Here is a 23,967-nt window from a genome sequence, read left to right as displayed (position 1 = left end):
GTACCCGTCCCCGCGGGAATCTGAGGTGGTGCGAACAGCACCGGACACCGTCAGGGGAGAGGAGCAGGACGATGGTTACCGAGGTGGCCGCCTTCCGCGGCGTGGGCAAGAGTTACGGGCGGGTGCGCGCCGTCGACGGGCTGGACCTGGTCCTGCGACCGGGGGAGACGGTGGCGCTGCTCGGGCCGAACGGCGCCGGGAAGTCCACCAGCCTGGACCTGCTGCTCGGCCTGCGCGAGCCCGACCAGGGCGCCGTGACCCTGTTCGGCGGGGCTCCGCGGGCGGCGATCGCGGCCGGGCGGGTCGGCGCGATGCTGCAGAGCGGCGGGCTGATGTCCGATGTCAAGGTGCGCGAGCTGGTACGGCTCGCCTGCGACGTGCATCCGCGCGGTCGGTCGGTCACGGGGGTGCTGACCGACGCGGGGATCACCGAGCTGGCGGAGCGACGGGTCGACAAGCTGTCCGGCGGCCAGGAGCAGCGGGTGCGCTTCGCCCTGGCCATCGCCGGAGACAGCGACCTGATCGTGCTGGACGAGCCCACCACGGGCATGGACGTCAGCGTGCGGCAGTCGTTCTGGGCGAGCATGCGCGCCCAGGCCGACGCCGGGCGCACGGTGCTGTTCGCCACCCACTACCTGGAGGAGGCCGACTCGATCGCCGACCGTGTCCTGGTGCTGCACCGGGGCCGGCTGATCGCCGACGGCAGCTCGGCGGAGATCAAGGCGCGGGCCGGGGCCCGCCGGGTCGCCTTCGAGCTCCACGACGAGGACGGGCCCTTCGACGAGGCGGTGCTGCGCGCCCTGCCCGGCGCGCGGTCGCTGGACGTCACCGCACGGGTCCCCGGGGTGCGCACGGTGCGGATCCGAACCGCGGACGCCGACGCCAGCGTGGCCGGGCTCTACCGGGCCGGCCTGTACCCGCGCGGACTGGAGGTGACCGGGCTGGGCCTGGAACAGGCCTTCCTGACCATCACCGGCGAGCAGGACCGGAACGACGCGTCCCTGGAGAGTGCGCGATGACCACCCTGATCAAGCTGGAGATCCTGCGGACCCTGCGCAACCGGCGCTACCTGCTCCTCACCCTCGCCTACCCGGCGCTGATGTACGTCTTCTTCATCAACGCCTACGGCTCCAGCCCGCTGGCCGGCGGGCTGCCGGTGAAGACCTACTTCATGGTCTCGATGGCCACCTTCGGCGCGGTCGGCGCGGTGCTGACCGGCAACGCGCAGCGGATCTCGCTGGAGCGCAAGAGCGGCTGGACGCGCCAGCTGCGGCTGACCGCGCTGCCCGGCCGGGCGTACACCGTCGGGAAGATCGCGGCGAGCGCGGTGACCACGCTGCCGGCGATCCTGGTGGTCTTCGCGGTCGGCGCGAGCCAGGGCGTCTCGCTCACCGCGGCGCAGTGGCTCGGACTCGCGGCGGCGCTGTGGCTGGGCAGCTTCGTGTTCGCCGCGCTCGGGGTGGCGCTCGGGTACGCGGCGGCGCCGGACGCGGTGCAGACCATCGTGATGATCACCTACATGGCGATGGCGCTGCTCGGCGGCACCTGGTTCCCGGTGACCGGCTCGCTGGAGAAGTTCGCCCGGCTCAACCCGGTGTACCTGTACAACCGGCTGGCCGGCTTCACCCGGCCGGGACACTCCCTGGACACCGTCGCGGTCGCCGGGCTGGCCGGCTTCCTGGTGGTGTTCGCCGCCGCCGCGGCGGCGCTGTACCGCCGCGACACCCGCCAGGCATGATGATCGACATGAGCAGCACACGTCACACCCACCGCCCCGACGAACCTCCGGAGGTGGGTGTGGCGCGCGCGTCGTTCCTGAACGTGCCCGGCTCCCCGATCGAGAGCCGACGGCAGCTGCTGGTCAAGGTCGCCTGGATGACGCTGTGGATGCTCTACCTGGCCTACCCGGCGAGCGACCTGCTGCACGGCCGCCACGGCACGGCCGGGACGGCGTTCGGCTGGTGCTGCCTGGCGACGTTCATGGTCGCCTACGTCCTGCTGGTGATCTTCCGCTCGCAGGCCGGGATGCGGCCGCGGGCCTGTCTGGTGATCGTCACGACGATGATCGGGCTGGCCGTCGCCGCCTCGGTCGTCCTCGGCGGCGCCTTCCTCACGCTGTTCATCTACGCCTCCGTCTGCGTCGCGATCATCGCCCCGGCCCGGTACGCGCTGCACGCGCTGGTCGCCATGGCCGCGCTCACCGCCGCGGTCGGGGCGGGCATCGGGGCCGGCGCCGACGACATCTCCACCTTCGCGCTCAGCGCCTTCCTCTCCGGCGTCGCGATGACCGGCCTGCAACGGCTCGTCGCCACCATGAAGGAACTGCGCGAGGCCCGGGCCGCGGTCGCGCACCTGGCCGCCTCCGAGGAGCGGCTGCGCCTCGCCCGCGACCTGCACGACCTGCTCGGGCACTCGCTGTCGCTGATCACCCTGAAGAGCGAGCTGGCCGGACGGTTCATGGACGCCGGCAAGGACGAGGCGGCGCGGGCGCAGGTCGCCGACATCGAACAGGTCGCCCGGCAGTCGCTGATCGACGTCCGGGAGGCGGTGACCGGCTTCCGCCGCCCGACCCTGCCGGTCGAGCTGGCCGCCGCCCGCACCGCGCTGGGCACCGCCCAGGTCCGGCTGGAGGCCGCGCCGGAACTGGTGGACAGCTGGCCGTCACTGGCCGACGAGGAGTCCGGCGCGCTGGCCTGGGCGCTGCGCGAGGCCGTCACCAACGTGGTCCGGCACGGCGAGGGCGCCACCGTCTGCACGGTGACGGCGGACGAGCGCTGGGAGGCGAACGGCGAGCGCTACGCCGTCCTGGAGATCACCGACAACGGGCGCGGGCCGGGCAAGTCGCAGCCGGGCAACGGCCTGTCCGGGCTGGAGGAGCGGCTGGCGCTGGTCGGCGGGCGGCTGGAGACCGGCCCGGGGGAGCGCGGCAAGGGCTTCCGGCTGCGGGCCTCGGTGCCGCTGCGAACGGTGTCGGCCCCCAACCCGCTCTAGGTCCCAGGCCGTCGGCGGCTCGCCGGCTCAGGCCGACGGCAGTACCAGGACGAACCGGGCGCCGCGCGGCGCGTGGACGGCCCGCAGGCTGCCGCCGTGCCGGGTGGCGATGTCCGCCGCGATGGCCAGGCCCAGGCCGCTGCCGCCGGCGTCCCGGCTGCGCGCCTCGTCGAGCCGGGTGAACGGCTCGAAGATCCGCTCGCGGTCCTCCGCGGGCACGCCCGGACCGTCGTCCCGGACCTCCAGGACGGCGCCGTACGCGGTCCGCCGGGTGGACAGCACCACCTCGGCGGCCGCGTGCCGCTGGGCGTTGTCCAGCAGGTTGCGCGCCAGCCGGTGCAGCCGGATGCGGCTGCCGAGCACCGGCACCGCCTCGGGCGCGTCCACCCGCAGGGCGAGCCGGGCGCCGAGGACCGGACGGTACTGGTCGGCGAGCTCGCGCAGCACGGCGGACAGGTCGACGGCGGTGAACTGGCCGGCCGCCGCCCGGTCCGAGCCCCGGGCCAGGAACAGCAGGTCCTCGGTGAGCTGCTGGAGGCGCTCGACCGAGGTGAGCGCCTCACCCGTGGCCGCCGGCCAGTCGGTGCGCTCGGGGTGCGCCAGCGAGACCTCCAGGTTGGTGCGCAGCGCGGCGATCGGGCTGCGCAGCTCGTGCGAGGCGTCCGCGACGAAGCGCTGCTGCTGGACGGCCGAGCGCTCCAGCCGGTCCAGGGTGGCGTTGGTGGTCCGGGCCATCCGGGCGATCTCGTCGTCGGAACGCGGCACCGGGACGCGGCGGTCCAGCCGGTGCTCGCCGATCTCGGCCAGCTCGGCGCGGATCGCGTCCACCGGGCGCAGCGCCCGGCTGGTCGCCGCCCAGGCCGTCAGCGCGACCAGCAGGGCGGCGAGGGGCACCCCGGCCAAGAGCACCGGGTCGATGGTGCGCAGCGAGGCCTCGGCAGCGAACGGGGTGGCCAGCACGTACACCGTGAACGGGCCGACCACCGGCTTCGTCTGGTCGCCGTCCTTGCGCAGCAGGGGGCTCCAGCTGCCCATCGCGGTGAAGGTGCGCCCCGAGTAGCGGTTGGCCGCGGCCGCGCCCGCGGGGCCGATGGTGATCCGCTGGACCGACTGCCAGTTGTCCGGCGCCAGGTGCGGCACGGCGGCCGGCAGCTGCCCGGCCAGGTGCTGGGTGGTCAGCGTGCCGCCGGTGAACAGCACCTGGCCGTCGCGGTCCAGCACCACGTACGGCAACTGCCAGTCGTCCACCACCTGCTGGCCGATCTTGAAACCGTTGCTGATCCCGTGGGACTGCGCCCTCGCGTCCGCCTCGGCGGCCTCCAGCTGGGCGTCGTACAGGTGCCCGCGCAGCCACCAGGCACCGCCGCCGAGCAGCAGCAGCGCCGTCAGGCCGGCCGCCAGCGAGGTGCGCAGACGGGTGGAGAGGCGGCTGAGCACGGTCAGGCCTCCAGGCGGTAGCCGGCGCCGCGCACGGTGGTGATCGAGCGGACGCCGAACGGGGTGTCCACCTTGCGGCGCAGCATGCTGATGTACACCTCGACGATGGACTCCTCGCCGTCGAAGGCGATGTCCCACACCTCGTCGACGATCCGGCGCTTGGAGAGCAGCTCGCCGGGGTGCTCGGCCAGGCAGCGCAGGACGGCGAACTCCCGCTCGGTGAGGGTGATCTCGGCGCCGCCCCGGCCGCAGCGGCGGCCCGCCGGGTCCAGCCACAGGTCGCCGACCCGCAGCAGCGGGCCCGGGGTCTGGCTGCGGCGGATCAGGGCGCGCAGGCGGGCCAGGAAGACCAGGTAGGAGAACGGCTTGGTGAGGTAGTCGTCGGCGCCGGTGTCCAGGCCCTCGGCCTCGTCGTACTCGCCGTCCTTGGCGGTCAGCATCAGGATCGGGGTGGTGACGCCGTCGGCGCGCAGCGCCTCGCACACCTTGTAGCCGTTCAGGCCGGGCAGCATGATGTCGAGCACGATCGCTTGGTAGGCGTGCCGCCGGGCCAGGCGCAGGCCGGTCAGGCCGTCCGGGGCGAGGTCGACGGTGTAGCCCTCGGCCTCCAGGCCGCGCCGTACGGCCGCCGCGACCTGGGCGTCGTCCTCCACCACCAGAATCTCCATGCGGATCAGGATGCCACCGGCGCCGGATCCGTTCCTTAAGCGGTCTTCAGCTTTCTCAGCCTGGCTTCAGGGGCTTTGGCGCATGCTCTCGCGGGTTCCGCCGATCCGTTCGGGTCGGCGTGTGAGGCGGAAGGGGCCGGCGGATGTCCGTTGTCGAGGTCCCGGGCGTGTCCGCCCGCCACCGAAGACCGCGGCGGGCCCTGCCGCCGAGCCTGGTGATGGCGGCGGGGACGGTGGTGTCCCGGGCGACCGGCTTCGTCCGCTCGGCGGTCCTGGTGGCCGTCCTCGGCTCGGGGGTGCTCGCGGACGGCTACAACGTCGCGAACACCGTGCCCAACATCCTGTTCGTGCTCCTGATCGGCGGCGCGCTGAACACCGCGCTGGTACCCCACCTGGTGCGGGAGGCCGAGGAGTCGGCGGACGGCGGCGCCGCGCACGTCGACCGGCTGGTGACGGTGCTGGTGGTCGCCCTGCTGGTGCTGACGGCGGTGGTGGTGCCGGGCGCGCCGTACGTGGTGCGGGCGTACACCTCGTACGGGGGCGGGCAGTTGGACCGCACGGTGCTGCTGGCCTACCTCTGCCTGCCGCAGGTGTTCTTCTACGGGCTGTTCACGGTGCTGGGCCAACTGCTCAACGCCCGGCGGCGGTTCGCGCCGATGGCGTGGGCCCCGGTGCTGAACAACCTGGTGGTGATCGGGGTGTTCGGCTGGTACCTCGGACGGCGTTCCCTCGACGCCGGTGACCTGGCGGTCCTCGGGGCCGGGACGACGGCCGGTGTGGTGGCGCAGAGCCTGGTGCTGCTGCCCTGCCTGAGGGCCGCCGGGGTGCGGCTGCGGCCGCGCTGGGACTGGCGGCGGGCCGGGCTCGGCGAGCCGCTGCGCGCTGCCGGGTGGACGCTGCTGCTGGTGCTCAGCGACCAGGTGGGCTACTGGGTGGTGACCAGGCTGTCGACCGTGGCCGGCGCCCAGGCCGCCGAGGCCGGACTGCCCGGCGTCGGGTACACCGCGTACAGCAGCGCGTACCTGCTCTGGATCGTGCCGCACGGGGTGGTCACGGTGTCGGTGGTGACGGCGGTCGTGCCCGCGCTGAGCGCGGCCGCCGGCTCCCCGCGGGCCGTGCGCGCCCTGCTGTCCCGCAGCATCCGCACGATCGCGGTGGTCAGCGTCCCGGCGGCCTGCGCGTTCGCGGTGCTCGCACCGCAGCTGTGCGACCTCGCCTTCGGGCACGGGCGGACCGGCTCCGCCGACGTCCTGGCCATCGCCGGGATGCTGACCGCCTTCGCGCCAGGCCTGGTCCTCTACTCGGCCTCGTACGCGCTCACCCGGACCTTCTACGCGCTCGGCGACAGCCGTACGCCCTTCCTGCTCAACCTGCTGCCGGTCGCCGCGACCGCGCTGGGGGCGGTGCTCTGCCACCGGCTGCTGCCGCTGCGCTGGGCCGTCACCGGGATGGCCGGCTGCTACGGGGGATCGTTCCTGCTGACCGTCGTCGCCGCCTCCGTGCTGCTGCGCCGGCGCCTCGGGCCGCTGCGGGTCCTCGGCGACCACGTGAAGGTCCTGCTGGCGGCCCTCCCGGCCGCTGCCGGCGCCTGGTGGGTCACCCGGTACGGCCTGCTGCCGGCCGCCGCGACCCTCGCCGTCGGCTACCTCCTGCTCGCCCGCCTCCTCCGGATCGACGAACTGTCCGCCCTCACCACACGATTGCGCAGACGCTGATGACTCTCCTCCCCGCCGATGTCGCCCACGTCCTCGACGTCCTCCTCCCCGAGGGCCACCCCCTGCGCGCCCAGCTCCCGCACCTGCGCGTCGAGTCCCGCTGCCGGTGCGGCTGCAGCACGGCCCTCTTCGCCGGCGTCGAGGACGGCGCCCGCTCCGACGTGGTGGCCGAGGCGGCGATCGGCTCCGACGGCGAGGTCTTCCTCTTCGCCGAGGACGGCCGGCTCTCCTGGCTGGAGGTGTGCTCCTGGACCGACCCCAAACTCACCCTCGCCGACGCCGCCCGCTTCCTCGGCGGGGAATCCTCCGACACCGACTGACGTACAGTCAGGCATGCGCACAGTCCTCATCCTCGGCTTCGACCCGCACACCGTCCCCGGTGTGGACGGCGATGCCGTGCAGGCCGTCCTCGACCGCGAACTCACCCGGTTCGCGGAGCACGGCATCCACGTCGCCACGGCCCTGGTCGCCCCCGACGACACCGCCGAGCCTGCCGTCGTGGCGGCCCTGGCCGACCGGGACTGGGACGTCGTCGTCATCGGCGGCGGCATCCGCAAGCCCGAACCGGCGCTGCCCTTCTTCGAACTCGTCGTCAACCTGGTCCGCCGCCACGCACCCAGGGCCGCCCTCGCCTTCAATAGCGGCATCGCGGACAGTCTCGAATCCGCCCGGCGCTGGCTGCCGGAGCAGGAGGGCGGAGCCGGAGAGCGGAGTGGGTGGCCGGAGCGGGAAGTCGGGGTGGGAGGTCGGGGTGGGAAGTAGGCCGGGCCGACCTCCTAGTCCGTGAGGTCGGCCAGGGAACGGCGGTAGGCGAGGGCGGGGCGGTCGCCGAGCAGGAACTCGCGGTCGAGCCGGAAGCCGTTGCGGGCGAGGACGGCCCGGGAGGCCGGGTTGTCGACCGTGGTGACGGCCGTGAGCGCGGTCAGCCCGTAGGCGGTGGCGGCGAGGCGGCAGGCCTCGGTGACCGCGGCGGTGGCGATGCCGCGGCCGGCGGCGGACTCGGCCACCCGGTAGCCGAGTTCGGCGCTGCCGTCGGCGAGGTCGACCAGGTTGACCCGGCCGACCAGCTCGCCGGCCGGGTCGCGGACGACGTGGAACCGGCAGGTGCCCTCGGCCTGCTCGGCGAGCAGGGCGGCGTGGCGGTCCGCGAAGCCGGCGAAGTAGGCGTCGCCGCGGTCCGGGATGCTGCGGGCGAAGTACCCGCGGTTGGCGCGTTCGAAGGCCAGCAGGGCGTCGGCGTGGTCGGGGCGCAGCGGTTCCAGGGTGGGCATCACGCCAGTCTGGCGCGCAGGGCCTCGGTGAACCACCGGAATACCCCGGCCAGGCTCTCCGGGACGGGCCAGCCGTTGACGGTGGCCGGCAGCTGCCAGTAGCGCTCGGCGCGCGGGTCCTCGGCGTAGGCGGCGGTGACCAGGTCCAGCCGGGCGAGCGCGTGGACGTCGTACCGCCGGTAGCCGGCGGCGCTGCGGCCGGTGGGCGGCACCAGGCCGGTGTCGGCGTAGAACCGGATGGTCTTGACGGTGAGTCCGGTGCGCCGGGCGAGGTCGCCGATCGAGTAGAGCGTGTCGCTGCCGTCCATGGGACCACCTTGGCGTCTCCCCCTACGGGAGACTCAACTCCGCCCGCCGGACCGGGCGCGCTCGGAACGCCCCGGGGCACCCCCTAAGGTCGTGGCCATGAACGACACTGACAACGTGGCCTCGATCCGGGTCCTCCTCGCCGAGGACCAGGGGATGGTCCGGGAGGCGCTGGCCGCGCTGCTCGGGCTGGAGGGGGACATCGACGTCGTCGCCCAGGTCGGCCGCGGCGACGAGGTGGTGGCGGCGGCGCTCGCGAACGACGTGCAGGTGGCCGTGCTGGACATCGAGATGCCGGGGATGACGGGCATCGAGGCAGCCGCGGAGCTGCGCCGCCGGGCGCCCCGTACGAAGGTCGTCATCGCGACGACCTTCGGCCGCCCCGGCTACCTGCGCCGGGCGATGGAGTCGGGGGCGGACGCCTTCCTGGTGAAGGACGCGCCCGCCGCCGAGCTGGCCGAGGCGATCCGCCGGGTGCTGCGCGGCGAGCGGGTGATCGACCCGGTGCTGGCCGCCGCCGCCCTGGCGGAGGGCGCCAACCCGCTGACGGCGCGCGAGCGGGACGTGCTGGGCGCGGCCGCCGACGGCGCGGTGAACGCGGACATCGCCCGGCGACTGCACCTGTCGGAGGGGACGGTCCGCAACTACCTGTCGATGGCGATCCAGAAGACCGAGGCCCGCAACCGCACCGAGGCGGTCCGGATCGCCCGGGAGAAGGGCTGGCTCTGACGGGGCTCAGTTGAGCCGGTGCCGGGCTGCCCGGGCCTCCTGGCGGACCTTGGCCGCGGTGTCCGGGTCGAAGGCGTCCAGGATCTGCGCGTAGGCGTCCATCTCCGCCGAGCCGCCGAGGAAGTCGCCGGTGCGGACGAGGAGTTCGGCCCGCTCCAGGCGCAGCTGGGCCGGGTGCCGGGGCAGCAGCAGGGCGAGTTCGGTGGCCCAGAGCTGGGTGCGGGCGTGTTCGGGGCGGTCGGCGGCCCAGGCACGGATGTTGCCGAGCACCCGCAGCACGATCTCCAGCGGCTGGGCGGGGGTGAGCAGGGCGGGGGTGAACTCCTGGCCGGCCGCGGCGACCAGCCGCTCGGCGTCCTCCTGGCCGAGCAGGCGGCCGCCGTGGAACGGGTCGGCCAGGACGTACTCCTCGCCGTCGGCCGGGCCGCCCACGGCGACGATGAAGTGGCCGGGCAGTGCGATGCCGTGGACGGTCAGCCCGGCCCGCCGTCCGACCGCCGTCCAGACCAGCGAGAGCATGATCGGCAGTCCGCGCCGCCGCCGCAGCACGTCGGGCAGCAGCGAGGACTCCAGCCGCCGGTAGTCCGCCTGCCGCCCGTGGAAGCGCTCCTGCCCGCCGAGCACCGCGGCGAGCAGGGCGGCGGTCTCCTCCGGTCCGGTGGGCGCCCGCTCGGCGACCGCCCGCCGGACGGCCGTCGCGTGCCGCTCCAGCGCGGCTTCGCAGGCGGCGAGCAGCGCGTCCACCCCCGGCGGCTCCCCGGGGTCGCCCGGGTCGGGCACCATGCCGTGCTCGGCGGCGGCGAGCACGCACAGCAGCACCGGGTCGGGCTGCTCGGCGCGGGCGGCGGTCCGGAAGCGGTCTCTGCTCTGCTCGGTCACGGTGACGGCGACGGCTTTCGTACGGCGGACGGACAAGACGGCGGACAAGACGGCGGACGAGCGGACGAGCGGACGGACGGAACGGGCCGGCCGCTACTCCTGGGGGAGGAGGGCGTAGTGGTAAGTGTGACTGGTCGTGAAGCCGAGCCCGTCATAGAGCGCGTTCGCCCCCGCGTTCCCCGTCTCGACCTGGAGGTACCCGCCGCTCGCCCCCTCCTCGGCCGCGCGTGAGGCGAGCACCGCCATGACGGCGGTCGCCAGCCCGGCCCGCCGGGCGTACGGCTGGACCTCGATCGCGCCGAAGCAGGCCCAGGGGCCGTCGATGACGCAGCGTCCGATGGCCAGCGGCGGCTGCCCGGCCGCGCCCGGCACGGTGGCGAACCAGACCGAGGGGCCGCCGTGCAGCACCTGTCGGGCGGCCTCCTCCACCGCCGGGTCGTCGCCCACCCGCCGGTACATCGAGGTCCACTCGGTGTCCGCCGTCCGGGACAGCCGCACGCTCCCCCAGCCTCCGGCCGGGGGTGCCCCCGTCGTTCCGGAGCCGGCCCGGGCGAGCGCGGCCAGCGGCGCGGTGCGGACCCGACAGCGCCCGTGCCCGGGCCCCAGCCGGTCGAGCTCGGCGACCAGCGGCTCCGGCGAGCCGGGGGAGACCACCTCGACGTACGCGGGCAGCCCGCGCTCCGCGTACCAGGCGCGGACGGCCGCCAGCGCCTGAGGCAGCGCCATCCCCGGCTCCCCGAGGGCCTGGACGGAGTTGGCCCGCCGGGTGAACCCGGCCGAGGCGCGCAGCGTCCACTCGCCGAGCGGCTCCTGCTCGACGGCCGGCCAGCCGCGCCCCGCGATCCGCTGGAGCCCGGCCGCGGTGGCGGCCGGCAGCGGAGCGCGCCGGGCCGGGAACGGCGGCACGACCTTCCCCGCGACCAGGCGCTTCTCCGGGAAGGACACCGGTTCGCCCGAGCGGGGGGCGACCGTCAATCCAAGATCGTCCCACGATGTGAGCACGCCGATCGAATCCCGGAACACCGGCCGGTCGTCCACGAACTCCGCGAGGCGCCGGACGGACACACGTCGTCCCACGTCAGAGCGGTCTATCCGGACTTCCGGACGGTCGCCGGGCGGGTTCTCGATCGGCATCTGGCCACCTCCTGTGCATTTGCGGGCTCCGACCCGCGATACTAGGGGCGGGCATCGACGACGCCGCGCTCACCGCGCACGGCAGCAGAACAGAACGGGCCGCGAGGCCCTTCCGAGGAGGAACGACAGCGTGACCTACGTCATCGCGCAGCCTTGTGTCGACGTGAAGGACAAGGCGTGCATCGAAGAATGCCCGGTTGACTGCATCTACGAGGGCGAGCGATCGCTCTACATCCACCCGGATGAGTGTGTCGACTGCGGCGCTTGCGAGCCGGTCTGCCCGGTCGAGGCGATCTTCTACGAGGACGACACTCCGGAGGAGTGGAAGGACTACTACAAGGCGAACGTCGAGTTCTTCGACGACCTGGGTTCGCCCGGCGGCGCCTCGAAGCTCGGCCTGATCGAGCGTGACCACCCGTTCATCGCCGCTCTGCCGCCGCAGAACGCCGACCACTGACGATCGGTGGCACATCAGCTGTGAGCACCAACAGCACGCACGCGCCGTTCCCGGGCCACCCGGGGGCGGCGCGCCGCGTTTCGGACCGGCTCCCCGTGTTCCCCTGGGACAAGTTGGAGCCGTACAAGAAGACCGCCCTGGCCCACCCCGGCGGCCTCTGCGACTTCTCCGTCGGCACCCCGGTGGACCCGGTCCCCGAGGTGATCCGGAAGGCGCTGGCCGCGCACACCGACACCCCCGGCTACCCGACCGTCTGGGGCCCGCTGGAGCTGCGCGAGGCGATCGCCGGCTGGCTGCACCGCCGGCTCGGCGCGGAGCTCGGCCCGCAGGCCGTGCTGCCGACCGTCGGCTCCAAGGAGCTGGTGGCCTGGCTGCCGACCCAGCTCGGCCTCGGCCCCGGCGACCAGGTCGCCTACCCGCGGCTGGCGTACCCGACGTACGAGGTGGGCGCCCGGCTGTGCGGCGCCGAGCCGGTCGAGTACGACTCGGTGGACGAGCTGGACGGCTCCCGGGTGCGCCTGCTCTGGGTGAACTCGCCGTCCAACCCGACCGGCCGGGTGCTGGGCGCGGACGAGCTGCGCCGCGCCGTCGAGTGGGCCCGGGAGCACCGGGTGCTGCTGGTCAGCGACGAGTGCTACCTGGAGCTGGGCTGGGAGGCCGACCCGGTCTCCGTCCTGCACCCGGACGTCTGCGGCGGCGGCCACGAGGGCCTGCTGGCCGTCCACTCGCTCTCCAAGCGCTCCAACCTGGCCGGCTACCGCGCCTCCTTCGTGGCGGGCGACCCGGTGGTGGTCAAGGAGCTGCTGGAGGTGCGCAAGCACGGCGGCATGATCGTGCCGGCGCCCGTCCAGGCGGCGACCGTCGCCGCGCTCGCGGACGACGCCCACGTGGCCGAGCAGCGGGAGCGGTACGCGGCCCGGCGCTCGGCGCTGCGGGCGGCGCTGGAGGCGTACGGCTTCCGGATCGAGCATTCCGAGGCGAGCCTCTACCTGTGGGCGACCCAGGACCGCCCGTGCTGGGAGACCGTGGCCGAACTGGCCGGGCTGGGCATCCTGGTCGCGCCCGGCGACTTCTACGGGCCGGCCGGCGACCGCTTCGTGCGGGTCGCCTTCACCGCGACCGACGAGCGGGTCGCCGCGGCCGTGGAACGGCTGGGCGCGGCGCGCTGACCGTTCCCGGCGGACCGTACGGAGAAGGGGGCCGGTGTCACGGACACCGGCCCCCTTCGGGGTTCCCGTCGGAACGGGGCCGCGGCGGAGGGGGACTACAGCGGCAGGCCGCTGAGGCTGCCGCCGTTGAGGCCGCCGCCGCCCAGGCTGTTCAGCACGCCGCCGAGCGGGCCGAGGGCGCCGGTGAGGCCGGACAGCGGGTTGTTCTGGCCGAGGTCGGCGCCGCCGAGGCGGTTGGCCGACCCGTGCTCGGCCAGGCCGAGCACGTCGGTGGCGGGCACGTCGGACGGCAGGGCGCGCTCGACCGCGCCGAGCGGCAGCGCGCGCTGCACCGCGCCGACCGGCAGCGCGTCGGCGACGGCGGTGCCGCCGGGGACGGCGCCGGTGAGCGTGCCGGTGGCCGGCAGGGCCGAGGTGACCGAGCCGCTCTGGGTGAGCCCGTCGAGCGGGCCGGTGGCGGCGTCGGCGCTGCGCGGGGCGGTCCCGCTCTTGCCGGTGACGGCCTCGCCGAGCTTGCCGGCCAGCGTCGAGGCGACCTTCGGGGTGACCGAGGACAGCTCGCCCGCGGTGGCCGCGGTCTGGTCGACCGGGGCGGTCAGCGAACCGGCCTTCTCGTTCGCCTCGGGGAGCTGCTGGGCGACGATGTTGCCCGCGGCGTCGGCGGAGGCCGGTACGCCGGCGGCGACGGTGGCCGCGCCGGTGCTGCCGGCCGCCTGGCCGAGCTGATGGGTGGTGTGCTGCAGGGTGGAACCGGTGTCGGTGTTGGTCAGCTGGCCCAGCGGTGCCGCGAGGTCGCTCTTGGGCAGCAGGGCGTCCCCGCCCAGGGCGGACGCGGAGCCGGCCGCGACCAGCGGGGTCGCTCCGGCGGCCACGATGAGCGCGGCCTGGGCGATCCGGCGCGTGAGGGGGTGAGACATGGGGCTCCTCGAAGGGGGTCTGGGTCCGTCCCGTTCACCCGGGAGGCCTGGCGTGGCCGACCGGGCGGACGACGTTGTTACCGCTTGAGAAGCCAGAAGGTTTCGGCCGGTGCAAGGAAGACGCCCAGCCGATGATCGGATCGTGTGACTGCAACAGCTGCGCCCATGGGGTCGGCCGGGTATCACCGAAGCGGCCCCGGCCATGGGAAGTGACGGTTCTCCACCCGGGTTCGCCGGAACGGGCGGTCGGTCCACCGGAGTTGACCGGAATCACCCGTTCGGCGGCAACCCGAACACCTGTGCGTCAGCCCTTGTCGACCGGTGCCAGGGTGACCTGGACGAGCTTGGTCGAGGTGCCCGAGGTCTGGGCCTGCCAGCCGTCCTCGGACTTGGACTTGCGCCAGATCTTCCCGTCGTAGGCGACCGTCGCGATGCCCAGCTGCTGGGCCTGGGCGACCGCCCAGTGGGCGACCCCCCAGCCGCCGGCCCGCTCGGCACCCACCCCGCCGTCCGCCCCGGCGTCCGAGGAGGAGGTCAGCGCGGCGGCGGCCGGGTCCGGGGTCAGCGAGACGGCGTTCTCGGCGCCCTTGATGGTCGAGGCGTAGCCGGCCGCCGGGGTCACCGTGCGGCCGAACTCCCGGCGCACCCGGTCGGACAGCACCTGGGTCCGGTCCGGCACTGCGGCCACGGCGGTGGCGCCCGCGGTGGGGGAGGCACCGGGGGTGGCGGTCGGGGAGTCCGCCGGGTCCGGCTTGGCGTAGTCGTGCACCACGCAGGAGAACGAGGCGGGCTCGCGGCCGGCCAGCGCCGAGGTGAGCAGCGTCGCCTTGGTCTCGTGCTTGGCGTAGGCCTGCGGGTAGCCGCTCTTCTGCACCGCCTGCGCGGCGTCCGTCAGCGGCAGCCGGGTGTAGCCGGAGACCTTGACCAGACCGTCCAGGAACTTGTTGGTCGCGTACACCGGGTCCGAGATCTGCGCCGGGGTGCCCCAGCCCATCGACGGCCGCTGCTGGAAGAGGCCGATCGAATCCCGGTCGCCGCCCGCCAGGTTGCGCAGCTTGGACTCCTGCATGGCGGTCGCCAGCGAGATCGTGGTGGCCCGGTCCGGCAGCCCGCGCGAGCGCGCCACCGCGGCGATCGTCGCGGCGTTGGCGGCCTGCGGCAGCTCCAGCGTGCCGTTGCCGGCCGCGGTCTTCACCGTGCACTCCTCGGAGACGCCCGGCTTGAAGCCGAACCACCAGACGCCGACCACGGCCAGACCGGCGACCAGGGCGAGGCCGAGCAGCCCCACGATCACCATCAGCAGGGCGCGCAGCGGCCCGCGGCGACGAGGCTCCGCCCCGTCACCCGGTTCCTCGCCGCTCCTTCTCCTGGCCACCGTCGCCCCTCTCGCGCCTGCACCTTGATCCGACACCGTACCCACTCGGACGGATGTGCGGCGCGTCCCGGTTGCCGAACCGGGGCCGATCCGTGTCACAGGCCGACCACACCGGGCGGACGCGCCGCGGATTAGGCTGGCACCCATGAGCAGCACGAACCCGACGCCCCTGGACCTCACCCTCGACGGCGGCACGCTGACCGCCCGGCTCGTCGACATCCCCTCGGTGAGCGGCGACGAGCAGGCGCTCGCCGACGCCGTCGAGACGGCGCTGCGCGGCTACCCGCACCTCACCGTGGACCGCCACGGCAACAACGTGGTCGCCCGGACGAACCTGGGCCGTGCCGAGCGCGTCGTCCTGGCCGGCCACCTGGACACCGTGCCGATCGCCGACAACCTCCCCTCATGGGTCGAGGGCGACCTGCTCCACGGCTGCGGCACCACGGACATGAAGTCCGGCGTGGCCGTCCAGCTGCGCATCGCCGCCACCGTGACCGAGCCCAACCGCGACCTCACCTTCGTCTTCTACGACTGCGAGGAGGTGGAGGCCCACCGCAACGGCCTGGGGCACCTCGTCAGGGACCGCCCGGAGTGGCTGGCCGGCGACTTCGCGGTGCTGATGGAGCCCAGCGGCGGCATGGTCGAGGGCGGCTGCCAGGGCACCCTGCGGGCGCAGGTGCGGCTCACCGGCACGCGCGCCCACTCGGCCCGCAGCTGGCTCGGGGACAACGCCATCCACCACGCCGCCGAGGTGCTCACCCGGCTGGAGAATTACCAGCCGCGCCGGGTGGAGATCGACGGCCTGGAGTACCGCGAGGGCCTGAACGCGGTGCGGATCGACGGCGGCGTGGCCGGCAACGTGATCCCGGACGAGTGCGTCGTCACGGTCAACTTCCGCTACGCGCCGGACCGCGACGAGGCGGACGCGGAGAAGCACGTGCGCGAGGTCTTCGACGGCTTCGAGCTGACCGTCACCGACTTCGCCGCGGGTGCCCTGCCCGGACTCTCCCAGCCGGCCGCCCAGGCCTTCCTGGCGGCCACCGGCGGCCAGGCCCGGGCCAAGTTCGGCTGGACCGACGTCGCCCGGTTCAGCGCGCTCGGCGTCCCGGCCGTCAACTACGGCCCCGGTGACCCGAACCTGGCGCACAAGCGCGAGGAGTACTGCTCGCTGAGCGCCATCGCCGAGGTCGAGGACCGGATGCGCGCCTGGCTGACCAGCTGAGCCCGGTCCGACGCCGCCGGTCCGATCAACAGCCGAACGCCACCTTCCGGATGCCCAACCGACCTTCCCCCGTTGGCTGAAAACGGGGGAAGGCGGGCGTAGGGTTCCGTCATGACAGGCACAGGAGACGAGAAGCAGTACGGCCACGGCCCCGAGCAGGTCGGGGTGCCGCGGAAGAAGAAGGCCTGGCCCGAGAAGCAGAAGGGCCCGGTGCTGGTGCGCCGGGACCAGGTCGGCACGAGCACCACGGACCAGCGCCTGCTGGACACCACCGGTCCCACCGACTGGCTGCACACCGATCCGTGGCGGGTGCTGCGGATCACCTCCGAGTTCGTCGAGGGCTTCGGCGCCCTCGCCGAACTCCCGCCCGCGATCAGCGTGTTCGGCTCCGCCCGGACCCCGGTCGACTCGCCCGAGTACCAATCGGGCGTCGCCATCGGCCGGGCCCTCGCGGAGGCCGGCTACGCGGTGATCACCGGCGGCGGCCCGGGCGCGATGGAGGCCGCCAACCGCGGCGCCTCCGAGGCCGGCGGCCTCAGCGTCGGACTCGGCATCGAGCTGCCCTTCGAGCAGGGCCTCAACGAGTTCGTCGACCTCGGGCTGAACTTCCGTTACTTCTTCGTCCGCAAGACGATGTTCGTGAAGTACGCGGAGGGCTTCGTGGTCCTGCCCGGCGGACTCGGCACGCTGGACGAGCTGTTCGAGGCGCTCACCCTGGTGCAGACGAAGAAGGTCACCCGCTTCCCGGTGATCCTCTTCGGCAGCGCCTACTGGGGCGGCCTCTACGAGTGGCTCAAGAACACCCTGGTCGCGCAGGGCAAGGCGGCCCCGCACGACCTGGAGCTGTTCCACATCACCGACGAGGTCGACGAGGTCATGAAGATCCTCGCCGACGCCCGCCGGCCCGCCGACGGGATCTGACGGCGGTCCCTCACGCCAGCCCCCGGCGGGCGACCGCCGGGGGGCGGGTGCCCCGGATCGAGGCGACCATGTCCAGCACCTGGCGGGTCTCCGCGACCTGGTGCGCCCGGTAGACGCGGGCGCCCAGCCAGGCCGAGACCGCCGTGGTGGCCAGGGTGCCGAGCAGCCGCTCGTTCACCGGCCTGTCCAGGGTCTCGCCGACGAAGTCCTTGTTGGAGAGCGAGACCAGCACCGGGAACCCGGTCGCGGTCATCTCCGGCAGCCGCCGGGTGGCCTCCAGCGAGTGCCGGGTGTTCTTGCCGAAGTCGTGCCCCGGGTCGATGATCACCGCGTCCCGCCGCACGCCCAGCTCCACCGCGCGCTCGGCGAGCCCCACGGTGACCCGCAGGATGTCCGCCATCACGTCCTCGTACCCGATCCGGTGCGGCCGGGTGCGGGGCTCGGCGCCGCCCGCGTGGGTGCAGACCAGCCCGACGTCGTGCCGGGCGGCCACCTCGGCGAGCTTCGGGTCCACCCCGCCCCAGGCGTCGTTCAGCAGGTCGGCGCCCACCTCGCAGACCGCCTCGCCGACCTCGTGCCGCCAGGTGTCCACGCTGATCACCGCCTCGGGGTGGCGCTTGCGCAGCTCGGCCACGAAGGGCACGGTGCGCCGCAGTTCCTCCTCGACCGTGACCTCGTCGCCGGGCCCGGCCTTCACCCCGCCGATGTCCAGGATCGCCGCGCCCTCGGCCATCGCCCGGTCGGCGGCGGCGAAGGCGGCCTCGTCCGCGAAGGTCGCACCCTTGTCGAAGAAGGAGTCCGGTGTCCGGTTGACGATCGCCATGATCACCAGCTCGTCGTCACCGAATTCCCGCGGTCCCAGGCGCAGTGCCACCGATGTCTCCTCCAGAGCTCCTGCGGGTGCGATGATGGCCCCCGGCCTCACTAAGGGACCATGCTGTCATGATCAGTGTGGTTACCTGCCACCACATAGCGGACCGGCCGGGAGTTCGGGAGGACAGCTCGTGTTCTGGGTGATCGTGGTCGCCATGGCCGTGGTGGTCGGAGGGGCCGCCCTGGTGGCGCTGGGCGGGGGCGGCTCGATGCCGGAGGCGGCACCGGACCGCATCTCCGCGCGACTGCCGCAGGACCGCCCGCTGGGCAAGGCGGACGTGGACGAGCTGCGCCTGCCGATGGCGGTGCGCGGCTACCGGATGGACGAGGTGGACGACGTCCTGGACCGCCTCGGCGCGGAACTCGCCTACCGTGACGCGCGGATCGCCGAGTTGGAGGCCGCGGCCCAGCTGCGCGGCGCGGTCGAGGCGACCGGCACCCCCGACCCGGCGGCCGAACCGCTGCCCGGCCTGGAGCAGTTCGCCCAGGTGGTCGAGCCCGCCGTGGCGCTCACCAAGCAGTCGGCCGCGGAGCCGGCGCCGGAGGACGCGAAGCCGGGGCTGGAGCGGTGACGGACGGCGCGGTGCTCGGCGCGGACGGCCTGCGCCGCTGCGGCTGGGGCGAGTCCACCGACGACTACCGGGTCTACCACGACACCGAGTGGGGCCGCCCGGTGCACGGCGACGACGCCCTGTTCGAGCGGGTCTGCCTGGAGGCCTTCCAGTCCGGACTGTCCTGGCTGACCATCCTGCGCCGCCGCGAGGGCTTCCGGGCCGCGTTCGCCGGCTTCGAGATCGCCAGGGTCGCCGAGTTCGGCGAGGCGGACAAGGAGCGGCTGCTCGCCGACACCGGCATCATCCGCAACCGGGCCAAGATCGACGCGGCGATCGCCAACGCGCGGGTCGCCCGCGATCTGGAGGGCGGCCTGGACACGCTGATCTGGCAGTTCGCCGCCGACCCGGACCGGCCGGCCCCCCGTACCCTGGGCGAGGTGCCGGCCGTCACCCCCGAGTCGACGGCACTGGCGAAGGCGCTGAAGAAGGAGGGCTTCCGCTTCGTCGGCCCGACCACCGCCTACGCCCTGATGCAGGCCTGCGGACTGGTCGACGACCACCTGGCGGACTGCCACGTCCGCACCGGCGCGAAGCGCTGAGCCCCGGCGGCCGGCCGCCGGGCCTCAACGGCGGGGCGCCACGGCCTCAGCGGCCCAGGTACTTCGGCCTCTCCTTGGCGATGAAGGCGCGCACCGCGATCCGGTGGTCCTCGCTCTCGCCCGCCAGCGTCTGCAACTCGTCCTCCTTGTCCAGGAGTTCGTCCAGCGAGTGGGAGGCGCCGTAGGCCAGCGACTCCTTGATGGCGCCGTAGGCGACGGTCGGTCCCTCGGCCAGCTCCCGGGCGAAGACCCGGGCGGTGGCGGCGAGCTCCTCGGCCGCGACCACCTTGGTGGCCAGGCCCAGCTCCATCGCCTCGGCGGCCTTCACCGTCCGGGGCAGCATCAGCAGCTCGGTGGCCTTGGCGTGCCCGACCAGCCGGGGCAGCGTCCAGGAGGCGCCGGAGTCGGCGGTCAGCCCGATCCCGGCGAAGGCGGTGTTGAAGCCCGCCCGGTCGGAGAGGACGCGGAAGTCGCAGGCGAAGGCGAGCGAGGCGCCCGCGCCGGCCGCCACCCCGCCGACCGCGGCGACGGTCGGCTTGCGCATCCCGGCCAGCGCCCGCACCAGCGGGTTGTAGTGCTCGGCGACGGTCCGCAGCGCGCCCTCGCCGGTCTCCTCGGCCCGCTTCAGCATCGCCAGGTGCTCGTTCAGGTCCTGCCCGACGCAGAACGCCCGCTCGCCCGCGCCGGTCAGCAGGACGGCGCGCACCGCCGGGTCGGCGGCCGCGGCGGTCATGGTGTCGCGCAGCGCGATCTTGGTGGCGATGTCCAGGGCGTTCATCGCCTCCGGGCGGTTGATGGTGATGACGGCGAGGCCGCCGTCCAGCTCGTACTGCACGGAATCGGACATGGGTGAGGGCTCCCGGAGTCGTGGCGGTGTCGGTGCTGTGTGTCAGGATGCCGGAGCACGCGGGGGCCTGGGGAGTGTGAGGTATCGCACCCTCCGGTGGTGTCCGTGCCGCCGCCACGCCGGGGCTTATGGCGCGGTTTGCGGCGGTTGGGTGCGGTCCGGTCGTGGTTGCACCGAGAGTGATGTTGGTCATCAGCCCGTGGCATGCGGGATAATGGCTTCCGATCAATGCGTTCGATACCGGCGGTGGACGGACTGCCGGTGCGTAGCTGAGCGGTTGCAGGAAGGGGAACGAGCATGGCGGCCATGAAGCCGCGGACGGGTGACGGCCCGCTCGAAGTCACCAAAGAGGGGCGCGGCATCATCATGCGTGTTCCGCTCGAAGGCGGCGGGCGCCTTGTGGTGGAGCTCACGCCTGACGAGGCCGACGCCCTCGGCGAGGCCCTGAAGAAGGCCTGCGGCTGACCGCAGCAGGTGCTCGCCATCTCCTGGAGATGTGCTGCCGGGCCCGGGTACGACGTCATGTCGGCCCGGGCCCGCGCGTTTTCCGCGCTCCGCCGCGGCCGGACCGCTCAGCGCTTGATCGCGCAGAGCAGCCCGTCCGACACCGGCAGCAGCGCCGGCAGCAGGGCCTCGCTCTCCCGCACGTCCCGGACCAGGTCCCGGACCGCGCCGGTCCGCGCGTCCTGGAGGTCCGGCTCGGCCAGCCGGCCCTCCTGGAAGACCCCCTCGAAGCAGACCATCCCGCCGGGCCGCAGCAGCCGCAGTGCCTCCAGCAGGTACTCGCAGGACTCGGCCGGGTCGCCGTCGCAGAACACCAGGTCGTACTGGCCGTCGGCGAGCCGGGGCAGCACCTCCAGCGCCCGGCCCGGTATGAACCGGGAGCGGTTGGCCGCGAACCCGGCCGCCTGGTAGGCCTCGCGGGCCAGCTGCTGGCGCACCGGCTCGGAGTCGACCGTGGTGAGCACGCCGTCCGGCCGCATGCCGCGCAGCAGGTAGACCCCCGACACCCCGGTGCCGGTGCCGATCTCGGCCACCGCCTTGGCGTCGAGCGCGGCTGCCAGTAGTCGCAGACAGGCCCCGCCGCTGGGGCCGATCGCCCGTATCCCGGTCCGCGCGGACTGCGCCCGGGCGTAGGTCAGCACCGCGTCCTCGCCCACGTAGGTGTCGGCGAGGGCCGCGCGCGCGGGCCCGAACTCGCTGATGGCTGCCTCTTTCGGAGCCCCGGGCGGCGGCCCGGTGCCGGAGGATGTCGATATTTCCTGGCACAGATTACTGGCCGACCGGGAACCGCGTACGGCGGCGGGCCGTTGTCAGGACGGACTGGGTGCGAGATACCGCCCGGGCACTTTTATCCGGGCTTGACGGGTGAGGTGGATATGGTGGTGGCCCTGCTGGGCAGAAGAGCCGACCGAGGAGGTGTGGCCGAGGGCGACGTCCCTGTGCGGCGGCACTCCCGCGGCACCGCGTCGACCCGTACGCCGAAGCCCGTGATGAACCAGCCTGCGCACACCGACCTGGACCAGCCCGCGGCCGCCGGTGCCACCGGGGCCCCCGCTCTCGCGACCTTCTCCGAGGGTCCCGACGCGCAGACCTGGACTCCGCCCACCTGGGAGGAGATCGTCGAGGCGCACAGCGCCCGCGTGTACCGGCTCGCCTACCGCCTGACGGGCAACCAGCACGACGCCGAGGACCTGACCCAGGAGGTCTTCGTCCGGGTGTTCCGATCGCTGTCCACCTACACCCCCGGCACGTTCGAGGGCTGGCTGCACCGGATCACCACCAACCTCTTCCTGGACATGGTCCGCCGCCGCCAGCGCATCCGCTTCGACGCGCTCGGCGAGGACGCGGCCGAGCGGCTCCCCTCCCGCGAGCCCAGCCCGGCGCAGCACTTCAGCGACACCCACTTCGACGCCGACGTGCAGCAGGCCCTGGACACCCTCGCCCCGGAGTTCCGGGCCGCGGTGGTGCTCTGCGACATCGAGGGCCTGTCGTACGAGGAGATCGCCGCCACGCTGGGCGTCAAGCTCGGCACCGTCCGCAGCCGCATCCACCGCGGCCGCTCGCACCTGCGCGCCGCGCTCAAGCACCGCGCCCCCGGCTCGGCCCCCGGCCGTGAGCGCCGCGGCGGCTCGGAGGAGCCGGAGGCGGTGCCGGTCGGCGTCGGTGCGGCCGAGGCCGCGGTCGCGCCCGGTGGGCGCGGACGGAGGCGATCGTGAGCGGAACCAGCCGGTCCGGTTCGGGCCGGTCGGACGCCTCCGACCGGCCCCTGACCCGACGGGGCTGGGCCCTGCCGGGCCGCCGCGGAGGCGACGAGCCCGGCGAGCCGGCGGTGGCGCTTCCCGCGGACACGGCGCTGCACGCGCTCCCGGTACGCCCCGCCGCCGCCGAGGAGCACCACCTCGGTGAGCGCCTCTCCGCCTTCGTGGACGGCGAACTCGGCCACGACTCGCGTGACCGCGTCCAGGCGCACCTGGCGACCTGCCCGCAGTGCCTCGCCGAGGCCGACGAGGACCGCGCCGTCAAACACCTGCTGACCGGCGCCGGCACACCCGGCCCCTCCTCCTCGCTGATGGCCCGCCTGATGGCCGTCGGCAACCTCCCCGAGGACGCCCCGGCGGACGGCGGCCGGCCCACCGGGCGCGGCCGCCGCGATGACGACGACGACCTGCCCGGCGGCGGGGTCGCGGCCACCGGCACGCTCGGCGGCAGCCGGCTCGACGGCGGCTCCTTCGGCCGCGGCGCCGGGGCCTCCTTCGGCGCGGGCGCGCTCGGCGCCGACTCCCCGGTCCCCGGGGTCGACCCGCGCGCCTTCGGGCGCGGCGCGGTGCTGCGGCCGCTGATCGGCCGGCGCTCCGCCCGCCCGGAGGCCACCGCCCCCGCCCGCCCGGAGGCCACCGCCCCCGCCCGCCCGCAGCCGGCCGCGGCCGCCCTCCGGTCCGCCGCGCGCGGGCGCCGGCTGGTGTTCGCCGCCGCGGGTGCCTTCTCCGTCGCCGCGGTGACGCTCGGCGGCGTCGGCGGGCTCAGCACCCAGGGCGAGGAACGCCACGGCACCACCGTCAGCCCGCCCGGCTCCGGCGCCGGACGCGGCGGCCTCGTCCCGATGACCGCGCAGGTCCCGGTGGACTTCGTCGGCCGCCCGGTCGCCGCGACCCGCGACGCGACCCCGCCCGGCTCCCCGGAGCGCTACGCCGCCGACATCGCCGCGCTGCGCCACCAGACCCGGTAGGGCGGCGCTCGAAGGACACCGGTGTCCCGCTCCGGACACCTCGGCTACCGGCAGGTCTTTACCACGGCTTCATCCCAGCGTGGACCAGGGACTCGCCGGTGGCCATTACCCTGATAGGAACCGTCGTCCGACGAGCTAGGGAGCAAAGGTGTTCAGCGACGTAGGTGGGCTGGAGCTCCTGACCCTGATCGTCATGGCGATCATCATCTTCGGTCCGGACAAGCTGCCCAAGCTGATCCAGGACACCATGGGCTTCATCCGGAAGATCCGTTCCTTCGCCGACACCGCGAAGGAGGACATCCGCAGCGAGCTGGGCCCGGAGTTCAAGGACTTCGAGTTCGAGGACCTCAACCCCAAGACCTTCGTCCGCAAGCAGCTCCTGGGCGACCAGGAGGACCCGCTGGGCCTCAAGGACATGAAGGACTCGCTGGACATCCGCTCCGTGCTGGACGACAAGCCCGCGGCGCCGGTCAACGGCCGCGGCGGCAGCGTCAGCTTCGAGAAGTCCGCCCCGGCGCCCGCCGCCGCCGGAGCCCCGCTGGCGCCCGGCGAGCGCCCCCCGTTCGACCCCGACGCCACCTGATCCGCGCCGCGTCCGGCGCCCCGGCGCCGCGCCACCGCCCCGCCCGGCCACCCGGCTGAGCGGGGCGGTGGCGCGCGCGCCGCTATTGTGC

At 74.1% G+C, this 23,967-nt stretch carries 27 protein-coding genes and 1 pseudogene; 17 read left to right on the top strand and 11 right to left on the bottom strand.

Features of this window, described 5'->3' with window-relative positions:
- The first annotated feature begins 71 nt into the window (after positions 1-71).
- Genes ACFRAR_RS06785 through ACFRAR_RS06775 form a run of 3 tightly spaced genes read left to right on the top strand, consistent with a single transcriptional unit; the run spans position 72 to position 2,991 of the window.
- Positions 72-1,019: an ABC transporter ATP-binding protein gene (locus tag ACFRAR_RS06785; protein ID WP_380695527.1), complete on the top strand. Its 948-nt coding sequence runs from the start codon at positions 72-74 to the stop codon at positions 1,017-1,019.
- Positions 1,016-1,738: an ABC transporter permease gene (locus ACFRAR_RS06780; RefSeq protein ID WP_380695525.1), complete on the top strand. Its 723-nt coding sequence runs from the start codon at positions 1,016-1,018 to the stop codon at positions 1,736-1,738. The genes ACFRAR_RS06785 and ACFRAR_RS06780 overlap by 4 nt, the downstream gene beginning before the upstream one ends.
- Before the next feature lie 8 nt (positions 1,739-1,746).
- Positions 1,747-2,991 (top strand): sensor histidine kinase, encoded by a 1,245-nt coding sequence (locus tag ACFRAR_RS06775; RefSeq protein ID WP_380695524.1) that lies wholly within the window; start codon positions 1,747-1,749, stop codon positions 2,989-2,991.
- A 27-nt stretch (positions 2,992-3,018) separates the two neighbouring features.
- Here ACFRAR_RS06775 and ACFRAR_RS06770 read toward each other — a convergent pair whose 3' ends face one another.
- Together ACFRAR_RS06770 and ACFRAR_RS06765 are read right to left on the bottom strand one after the other, a co-directional pair.
- A complete protein-coding gene (locus ACFRAR_RS06770) occupies positions 3,019-4,428 on the bottom strand; it encodes a sensor histidine kinase (RefSeq protein ID WP_380695522.1) in 1,410 nt (469 codons plus the stop codon).
- 2 nt (positions 4,429-4,430) lie between these two features.
- The gene (locus ACFRAR_RS06765; protein ID WP_380695520.1) at positions 4,431-5,096 is read right to left on the bottom strand and encodes a response regulator; all 666 of its coding nucleotides are present in this window, start codon (positions 5,094-5,096) and stop codon (positions 4,431-4,433) included.
- 143 nt (positions 5,097-5,239) lie between these two features.
- Here ACFRAR_RS06765 and murJ point away from each other — a divergent pair, with 143 nt between their 5' ends.
- From murJ to ACFRAR_RS06750, 3 genes are read left to right on the top strand one after another with little or no spacing between them, the layout of a single operon-like run.
- The gene (gene murJ / locus ACFRAR_RS06760; protein ID WP_380695518.1) at positions 5,240-6,811 is read left to right on the top strand and encodes a murein biosynthesis integral membrane protein MurJ; all 1,572 of its coding nucleotides are present in this window, start codon (positions 5,240-5,242) and stop codon (positions 6,809-6,811) included.
- Positions 6,811-7,131, top strand: a complete 321-nt coding sequence (locus tag ACFRAR_RS06755) for a hypothetical protein (protein WP_380695516.1) — start codon at positions 6,811-6,813, stop codon at positions 7,129-7,131. The genes murJ and ACFRAR_RS06755 overlap by 1 nt, the downstream gene beginning before the upstream one ends.
- Positions 7,132-7,144: 13 nt before the next feature.
- A complete protein-coding gene (locus ACFRAR_RS06750) occupies positions 7,145-7,573 on the top strand; it encodes a hypothetical protein (RefSeq protein ID WP_380695514.1) in 429 nt (142 codons plus the stop codon).
- Between the two features lie 14 nt (positions 7,574-7,587).
- Here the strand turns inward: ACFRAR_RS06750 and ACFRAR_RS06745 are convergent, their stop codons facing one another.
- Positions 7,588-8,082: a GNAT family N-acetyltransferase gene (locus ACFRAR_RS06745; RefSeq protein WP_380695512.1), complete on the bottom strand. Its 495-nt coding sequence runs from the start codon at positions 8,080-8,082 to the stop codon at positions 7,588-7,590.
- 137 nt (positions 8,083-8,219) lie between these two features.
- Positions 8,220-8,390: pseudogene (locus tag ACFRAR_RS06740) on the bottom strand (MerR family DNA-binding transcriptional regulator); the annotation flags it as partial.
- 97 nt (positions 8,391-8,487) lie between these two features.
- Here ACFRAR_RS06740 and ACFRAR_RS06735 point away from each other — a divergent pair.
- Positions 8,488-9,117 carry a response regulator gene (locus tag ACFRAR_RS06735; protein WP_380695510.1) on the top strand — a complete coding sequence of 210 codons (630 nt, stop codon included), beginning with the start codon at positions 8,488-8,490 and terminating at the stop codon, positions 9,115-9,117.
- Between the two features lie 6 nt (positions 9,118-9,123).
- Here the strand turns inward: ACFRAR_RS06735 and ACFRAR_RS06730 are convergent, their stop codons facing one another.
- On the bottom strand, positions 9,124-9,996 hold the full coding sequence (locus tag ACFRAR_RS06730; RefSeq protein WP_380695671.1) for a transglutaminase family protein: 873 nt from the start codon (positions 9,994-9,996) through the stop codon (positions 9,124-9,126).
- Between the two features lie 93 nt (positions 9,997-10,089).
- Positions 10,090-11,073, bottom strand: coding sequence for a GNAT family N-acetyltransferase (locus tag ACFRAR_RS06725; protein WP_380695508.1), 984 nt, complete (start codon positions 11,071-11,073; stop codon positions 10,090-10,092).
- Positions 11,074-11,260: 187 nt separating this feature from the next.
- Between ACFRAR_RS06725 and fdxA the strand changes: the two genes are divergently transcribed.
- Positions 11,261-11,587, top strand: a complete 327-nt coding sequence (gene fdxA / locus ACFRAR_RS06720) for a ferredoxin (RefSeq protein WP_030061559.1) — start codon at positions 11,261-11,263, stop codon at positions 11,585-11,587.
- A 20-nt stretch (positions 11,588-11,607) separates the two neighbouring features.
- Entirely contained in the window at positions 11,608-12,756 is a 1,149-nt protein-coding gene (gene dapC / locus ACFRAR_RS06715; RefSeq protein ID WP_380695506.1) for a succinyldiaminopimelate transaminase, read from the top strand.
- A gap of 95 nt (positions 12,757-12,851) precedes the next feature.
- Here the strand turns inward: dapC and ACFRAR_RS06710 are convergent, their stop codons facing one another.
- Together ACFRAR_RS06710 and ACFRAR_RS06705 are read right to left on the bottom strand one after the other, a co-directional pair.
- On the bottom strand, positions 12,852-13,673 hold the full coding sequence (locus ACFRAR_RS06710; RefSeq protein WP_380695504.1) for a hypothetical protein: 822 nt from the start codon (positions 13,671-13,673) through the stop codon (positions 12,852-12,854).
- Between the two features lie 304 nt (positions 13,674-13,977).
- Complete coding sequence (locus tag ACFRAR_RS06705; protein ID WP_380695502.1) at positions 13,978-15,048, bottom strand: hypothetical protein; 1,071 nt, start codon at positions 15,046-15,048, stop codon at positions 13,978-13,980.
- Positions 15,049-15,193: 145 nt separating this feature from the next.
- Here ACFRAR_RS06705 and dapE point away from each other — a divergent pair, with 145 nt between their 5' ends.
- Positions 15,194-16,270 (top strand): succinyl-diaminopimelate desuccinylase, encoded by a 1,077-nt coding sequence (dapE, locus tag ACFRAR_RS06700; protein ID WP_380695500.1) that lies wholly within the window; start codon positions 15,194-15,196, stop codon positions 16,268-16,270.
- Positions 16,271-16,381: 111 nt separating this feature from the next.
- Positions 16,382-17,191, top strand: coding sequence for a TIGR00730 family Rossman fold protein (locus ACFRAR_RS06695; RefSeq protein WP_380695498.1), 810 nt, complete (start codon positions 16,382-16,384; stop codon positions 17,189-17,191).
- 10 nt (positions 17,192-17,201) lie between these two features.
- Here the strand turns inward: ACFRAR_RS06695 and folP are convergent, their stop codons facing one another.
- Complete coding sequence (gene folP / locus ACFRAR_RS06690; protein ID WP_380695669.1) at positions 17,202-18,014, bottom strand: dihydropteroate synthase; 813 nt, start codon at positions 18,012-18,014, stop codon at positions 17,202-17,204.
- A gap of 181 nt (positions 18,015-18,195) precedes the next feature.
- Between folP and ACFRAR_RS06685 the strand changes: the two genes are divergently transcribed.
- Together ACFRAR_RS06685 and ACFRAR_RS06680 are read left to right on the top strand one after the other, a co-directional pair.
- Positions 18,196-18,636, top strand: a complete 441-nt coding sequence (locus ACFRAR_RS06685; protein ID WP_380695496.1) for a DivIVA domain-containing protein — start codon at positions 18,196-18,198, stop codon at positions 18,634-18,636.
- Positions 18,633-19,217 carry a DNA-3-methyladenine glycosylase I gene (locus ACFRAR_RS06680; protein WP_380695494.1) on the top strand — a complete coding sequence of 195 codons (585 nt, stop codon included), beginning with the start codon at positions 18,633-18,635 and terminating at the stop codon, positions 19,215-19,217. Before ACFRAR_RS06685 ends, ACFRAR_RS06680 begins: the two co-directional genes overlap by 4 nt.
- A 46-nt stretch (positions 19,218-19,263) precedes the next feature.
- Here ACFRAR_RS06680 and ACFRAR_RS06675 read toward each other — a convergent pair whose 3' ends face one another.
- A complete protein-coding gene (locus tag ACFRAR_RS06675; protein WP_380695492.1) occupies positions 19,264-20,064 on the bottom strand; it encodes an enoyl-CoA hydratase-related protein in 801 nt (266 codons plus the stop codon).
- A gap of 297 nt (positions 20,065-20,361) precedes the next feature.
- Here ACFRAR_RS06675 and ACFRAR_RS06670 point away from each other — a divergent pair, with 297 nt between their 5' ends.
- Complete coding sequence (locus tag ACFRAR_RS06670; RefSeq protein WP_014137929.1) at positions 20,362-20,529, top strand: DUF3117 domain-containing protein; 168 nt, start codon at positions 20,362-20,364, stop codon at positions 20,527-20,529.
- A gap of 107 nt (positions 20,530-20,636) precedes the next feature.
- Here ACFRAR_RS06670 and ACFRAR_RS06665 read toward each other — a convergent pair whose 3' ends face one another.
- The gene (locus ACFRAR_RS06665) at positions 20,637-21,269 is read right to left on the bottom strand and encodes an O-methyltransferase (protein ID WP_380695667.1); all 633 of its coding nucleotides are present in this window, start codon (positions 21,267-21,269) and stop codon (positions 20,637-20,639) included.
- Positions 21,270-21,557: 288 nt separating this feature from the next.
- On the opposite strand from ACFRAR_RS06665, the gene sigE reads away from it, so the two are divergent.
- The 3 genes from sigE (at position 21,558) to ACFRAR_RS06650 (ending at position 23,876) form a co-directional block, all read left to right on the top strand.
- On the top strand, positions 21,558-22,283 hold the full coding sequence (gene sigE / locus ACFRAR_RS06660; protein WP_380695665.1) for an RNA polymerase sigma factor SigE: 726 nt from the start codon (positions 21,558-21,560) through the stop codon (positions 22,281-22,283).
- Positions 22,280-23,293 (top strand): anti-sigma factor family protein, encoded by a 1,014-nt coding sequence (locus ACFRAR_RS06655; RefSeq protein ID WP_380695490.1) that lies wholly within the window; start codon positions 22,280-22,282, stop codon positions 23,291-23,293. The genes sigE and ACFRAR_RS06655 overlap by 4 nt, the downstream gene beginning before the upstream one ends.
- 148 nt (positions 23,294-23,441) lie before the next feature.
- Positions 23,442-23,876 (top strand): sec-independent translocase, encoded by a 435-nt coding sequence (locus ACFRAR_RS06650; RefSeq protein WP_380695488.1) that lies wholly within the window; start codon positions 23,442-23,444, stop codon positions 23,874-23,876.
- Positions 23,877-23,967: the final 91 nt, after the last annotated feature.

The sequence above is a fragment of the Kitasatospora sp. NPDC056651 genome, assembly GCF_042792155.1.
Taxonomy (GTDB): Bacteria; Actinomycetota; Actinomycetes; order Streptomycetales; family Streptomycetaceae; genus Kitasatospora.
This window is presented reverse-complemented; position numbering and strand designations above follow the sequence as displayed.

What these genes read in the sequence shown, in the direction of transcription:
- ACFRAR_RS06785 (WP_380695527.1), top strand. Translation starts at nt 72, where the DNA reads ATGGTTACCGAGGTGGCCGCCTTCCGCGGCGTGGGCAAGAGTTACGGG.
- ACFRAR_RS06780 (WP_380695525.1), top strand. Translation starts at nt 1,016, where the DNA reads ATGACCACCCTGATCAAGCTGGAGATCCTGCGGACCCTGCGCAACCGG.
- ACFRAR_RS06775 (WP_380695524.1), top strand. Translation starts at nt 1,747, where the DNA reads ATGAGCAGCACACGTCACACCCACCGCCCCGACGAACCTCCGGAGGTG.
- ACFRAR_RS06765 (WP_380695520.1), bottom strand. Translation starts at nt 5,096, where the DNA reads ATGGAGATTCTGGTGGTGGAGGACGACGCCCAGGTCGCGGCGGCCGTA.
- murJ (WP_380695518.1), top strand. Translation starts at nt 5,240, where the DNA reads ATGTCCGTTGTCGAGGTCCCGGGCGTGTCCGCCCGCCACCGAAGACCG.
- ACFRAR_RS06755 (WP_380695516.1), top strand. Translation starts at nt 6,811, where the DNA reads ATGACTCTCCTCCCCGCCGATGTCGCCCACGTCCTCGACGTCCTCCTC.
- ACFRAR_RS06750 (WP_380695514.1), top strand. Translation starts at nt 7,145, where the DNA reads ATGCGCACAGTCCTCATCCTCGGCTTCGACCCGCACACCGTCCCCGGT.
- ACFRAR_RS06745 (WP_380695512.1), bottom strand. Translation starts at nt 8,082, where the DNA reads ATGCCCACCCTGGAACCGCTGCGCCCCGACCACGCCGACGCCCTGCTG.
- ACFRAR_RS06735 (WP_380695510.1), top strand. Translation starts at nt 8,488, where the DNA reads ATGAACGACACTGACAACGTGGCCTCGATCCGGGTCCTCCTCGCCGAG.
- ACFRAR_RS06710 (WP_380695504.1), bottom strand. Translation starts at nt 13,673, where the DNA reads ATGTCTCACCCCCTCACGCGCCGGATCGCCCAGGCCGCGCTCATCGTG.
- dapE (WP_380695500.1), top strand. Translation starts at nt 15,194, where the DNA reads ATGAGCAGCACGAACCCGACGCCCCTGGACCTCACCCTCGACGGCGGC.
- ACFRAR_RS06695 (WP_380695498.1), top strand. Translation starts at nt 16,382, where the DNA reads ATGACAGGCACAGGAGACGAGAAGCAGTACGGCCACGGCCCCGAGCAG.
- folP (WP_380695669.1), bottom strand. Translation starts at nt 18,014, where the DNA reads ATGGCGATCGTCAACCGGACACCGGACTCCTTCTTCGACAAGGGTGCG.
- ACFRAR_RS06675 (WP_380695492.1), bottom strand. Translation starts at nt 20,064, where the DNA reads ATGTCCGATTCCGTGCAGTACGAGCTGGACGGCGGCCTCGCCGTCATC.
- ACFRAR_RS06670 (WP_014137929.1), top strand. Translation starts at nt 20,362, where the DNA reads ATGGCGGCCATGAAGCCGCGGACGGGTGACGGCCCGCTCGAAGTCACC.
- sigE (WP_380695665.1), top strand. Translation starts at nt 21,558, where the DNA reads ATGAACCAGCCTGCGCACACCGACCTGGACCAGCCCGCGGCCGCCGGT.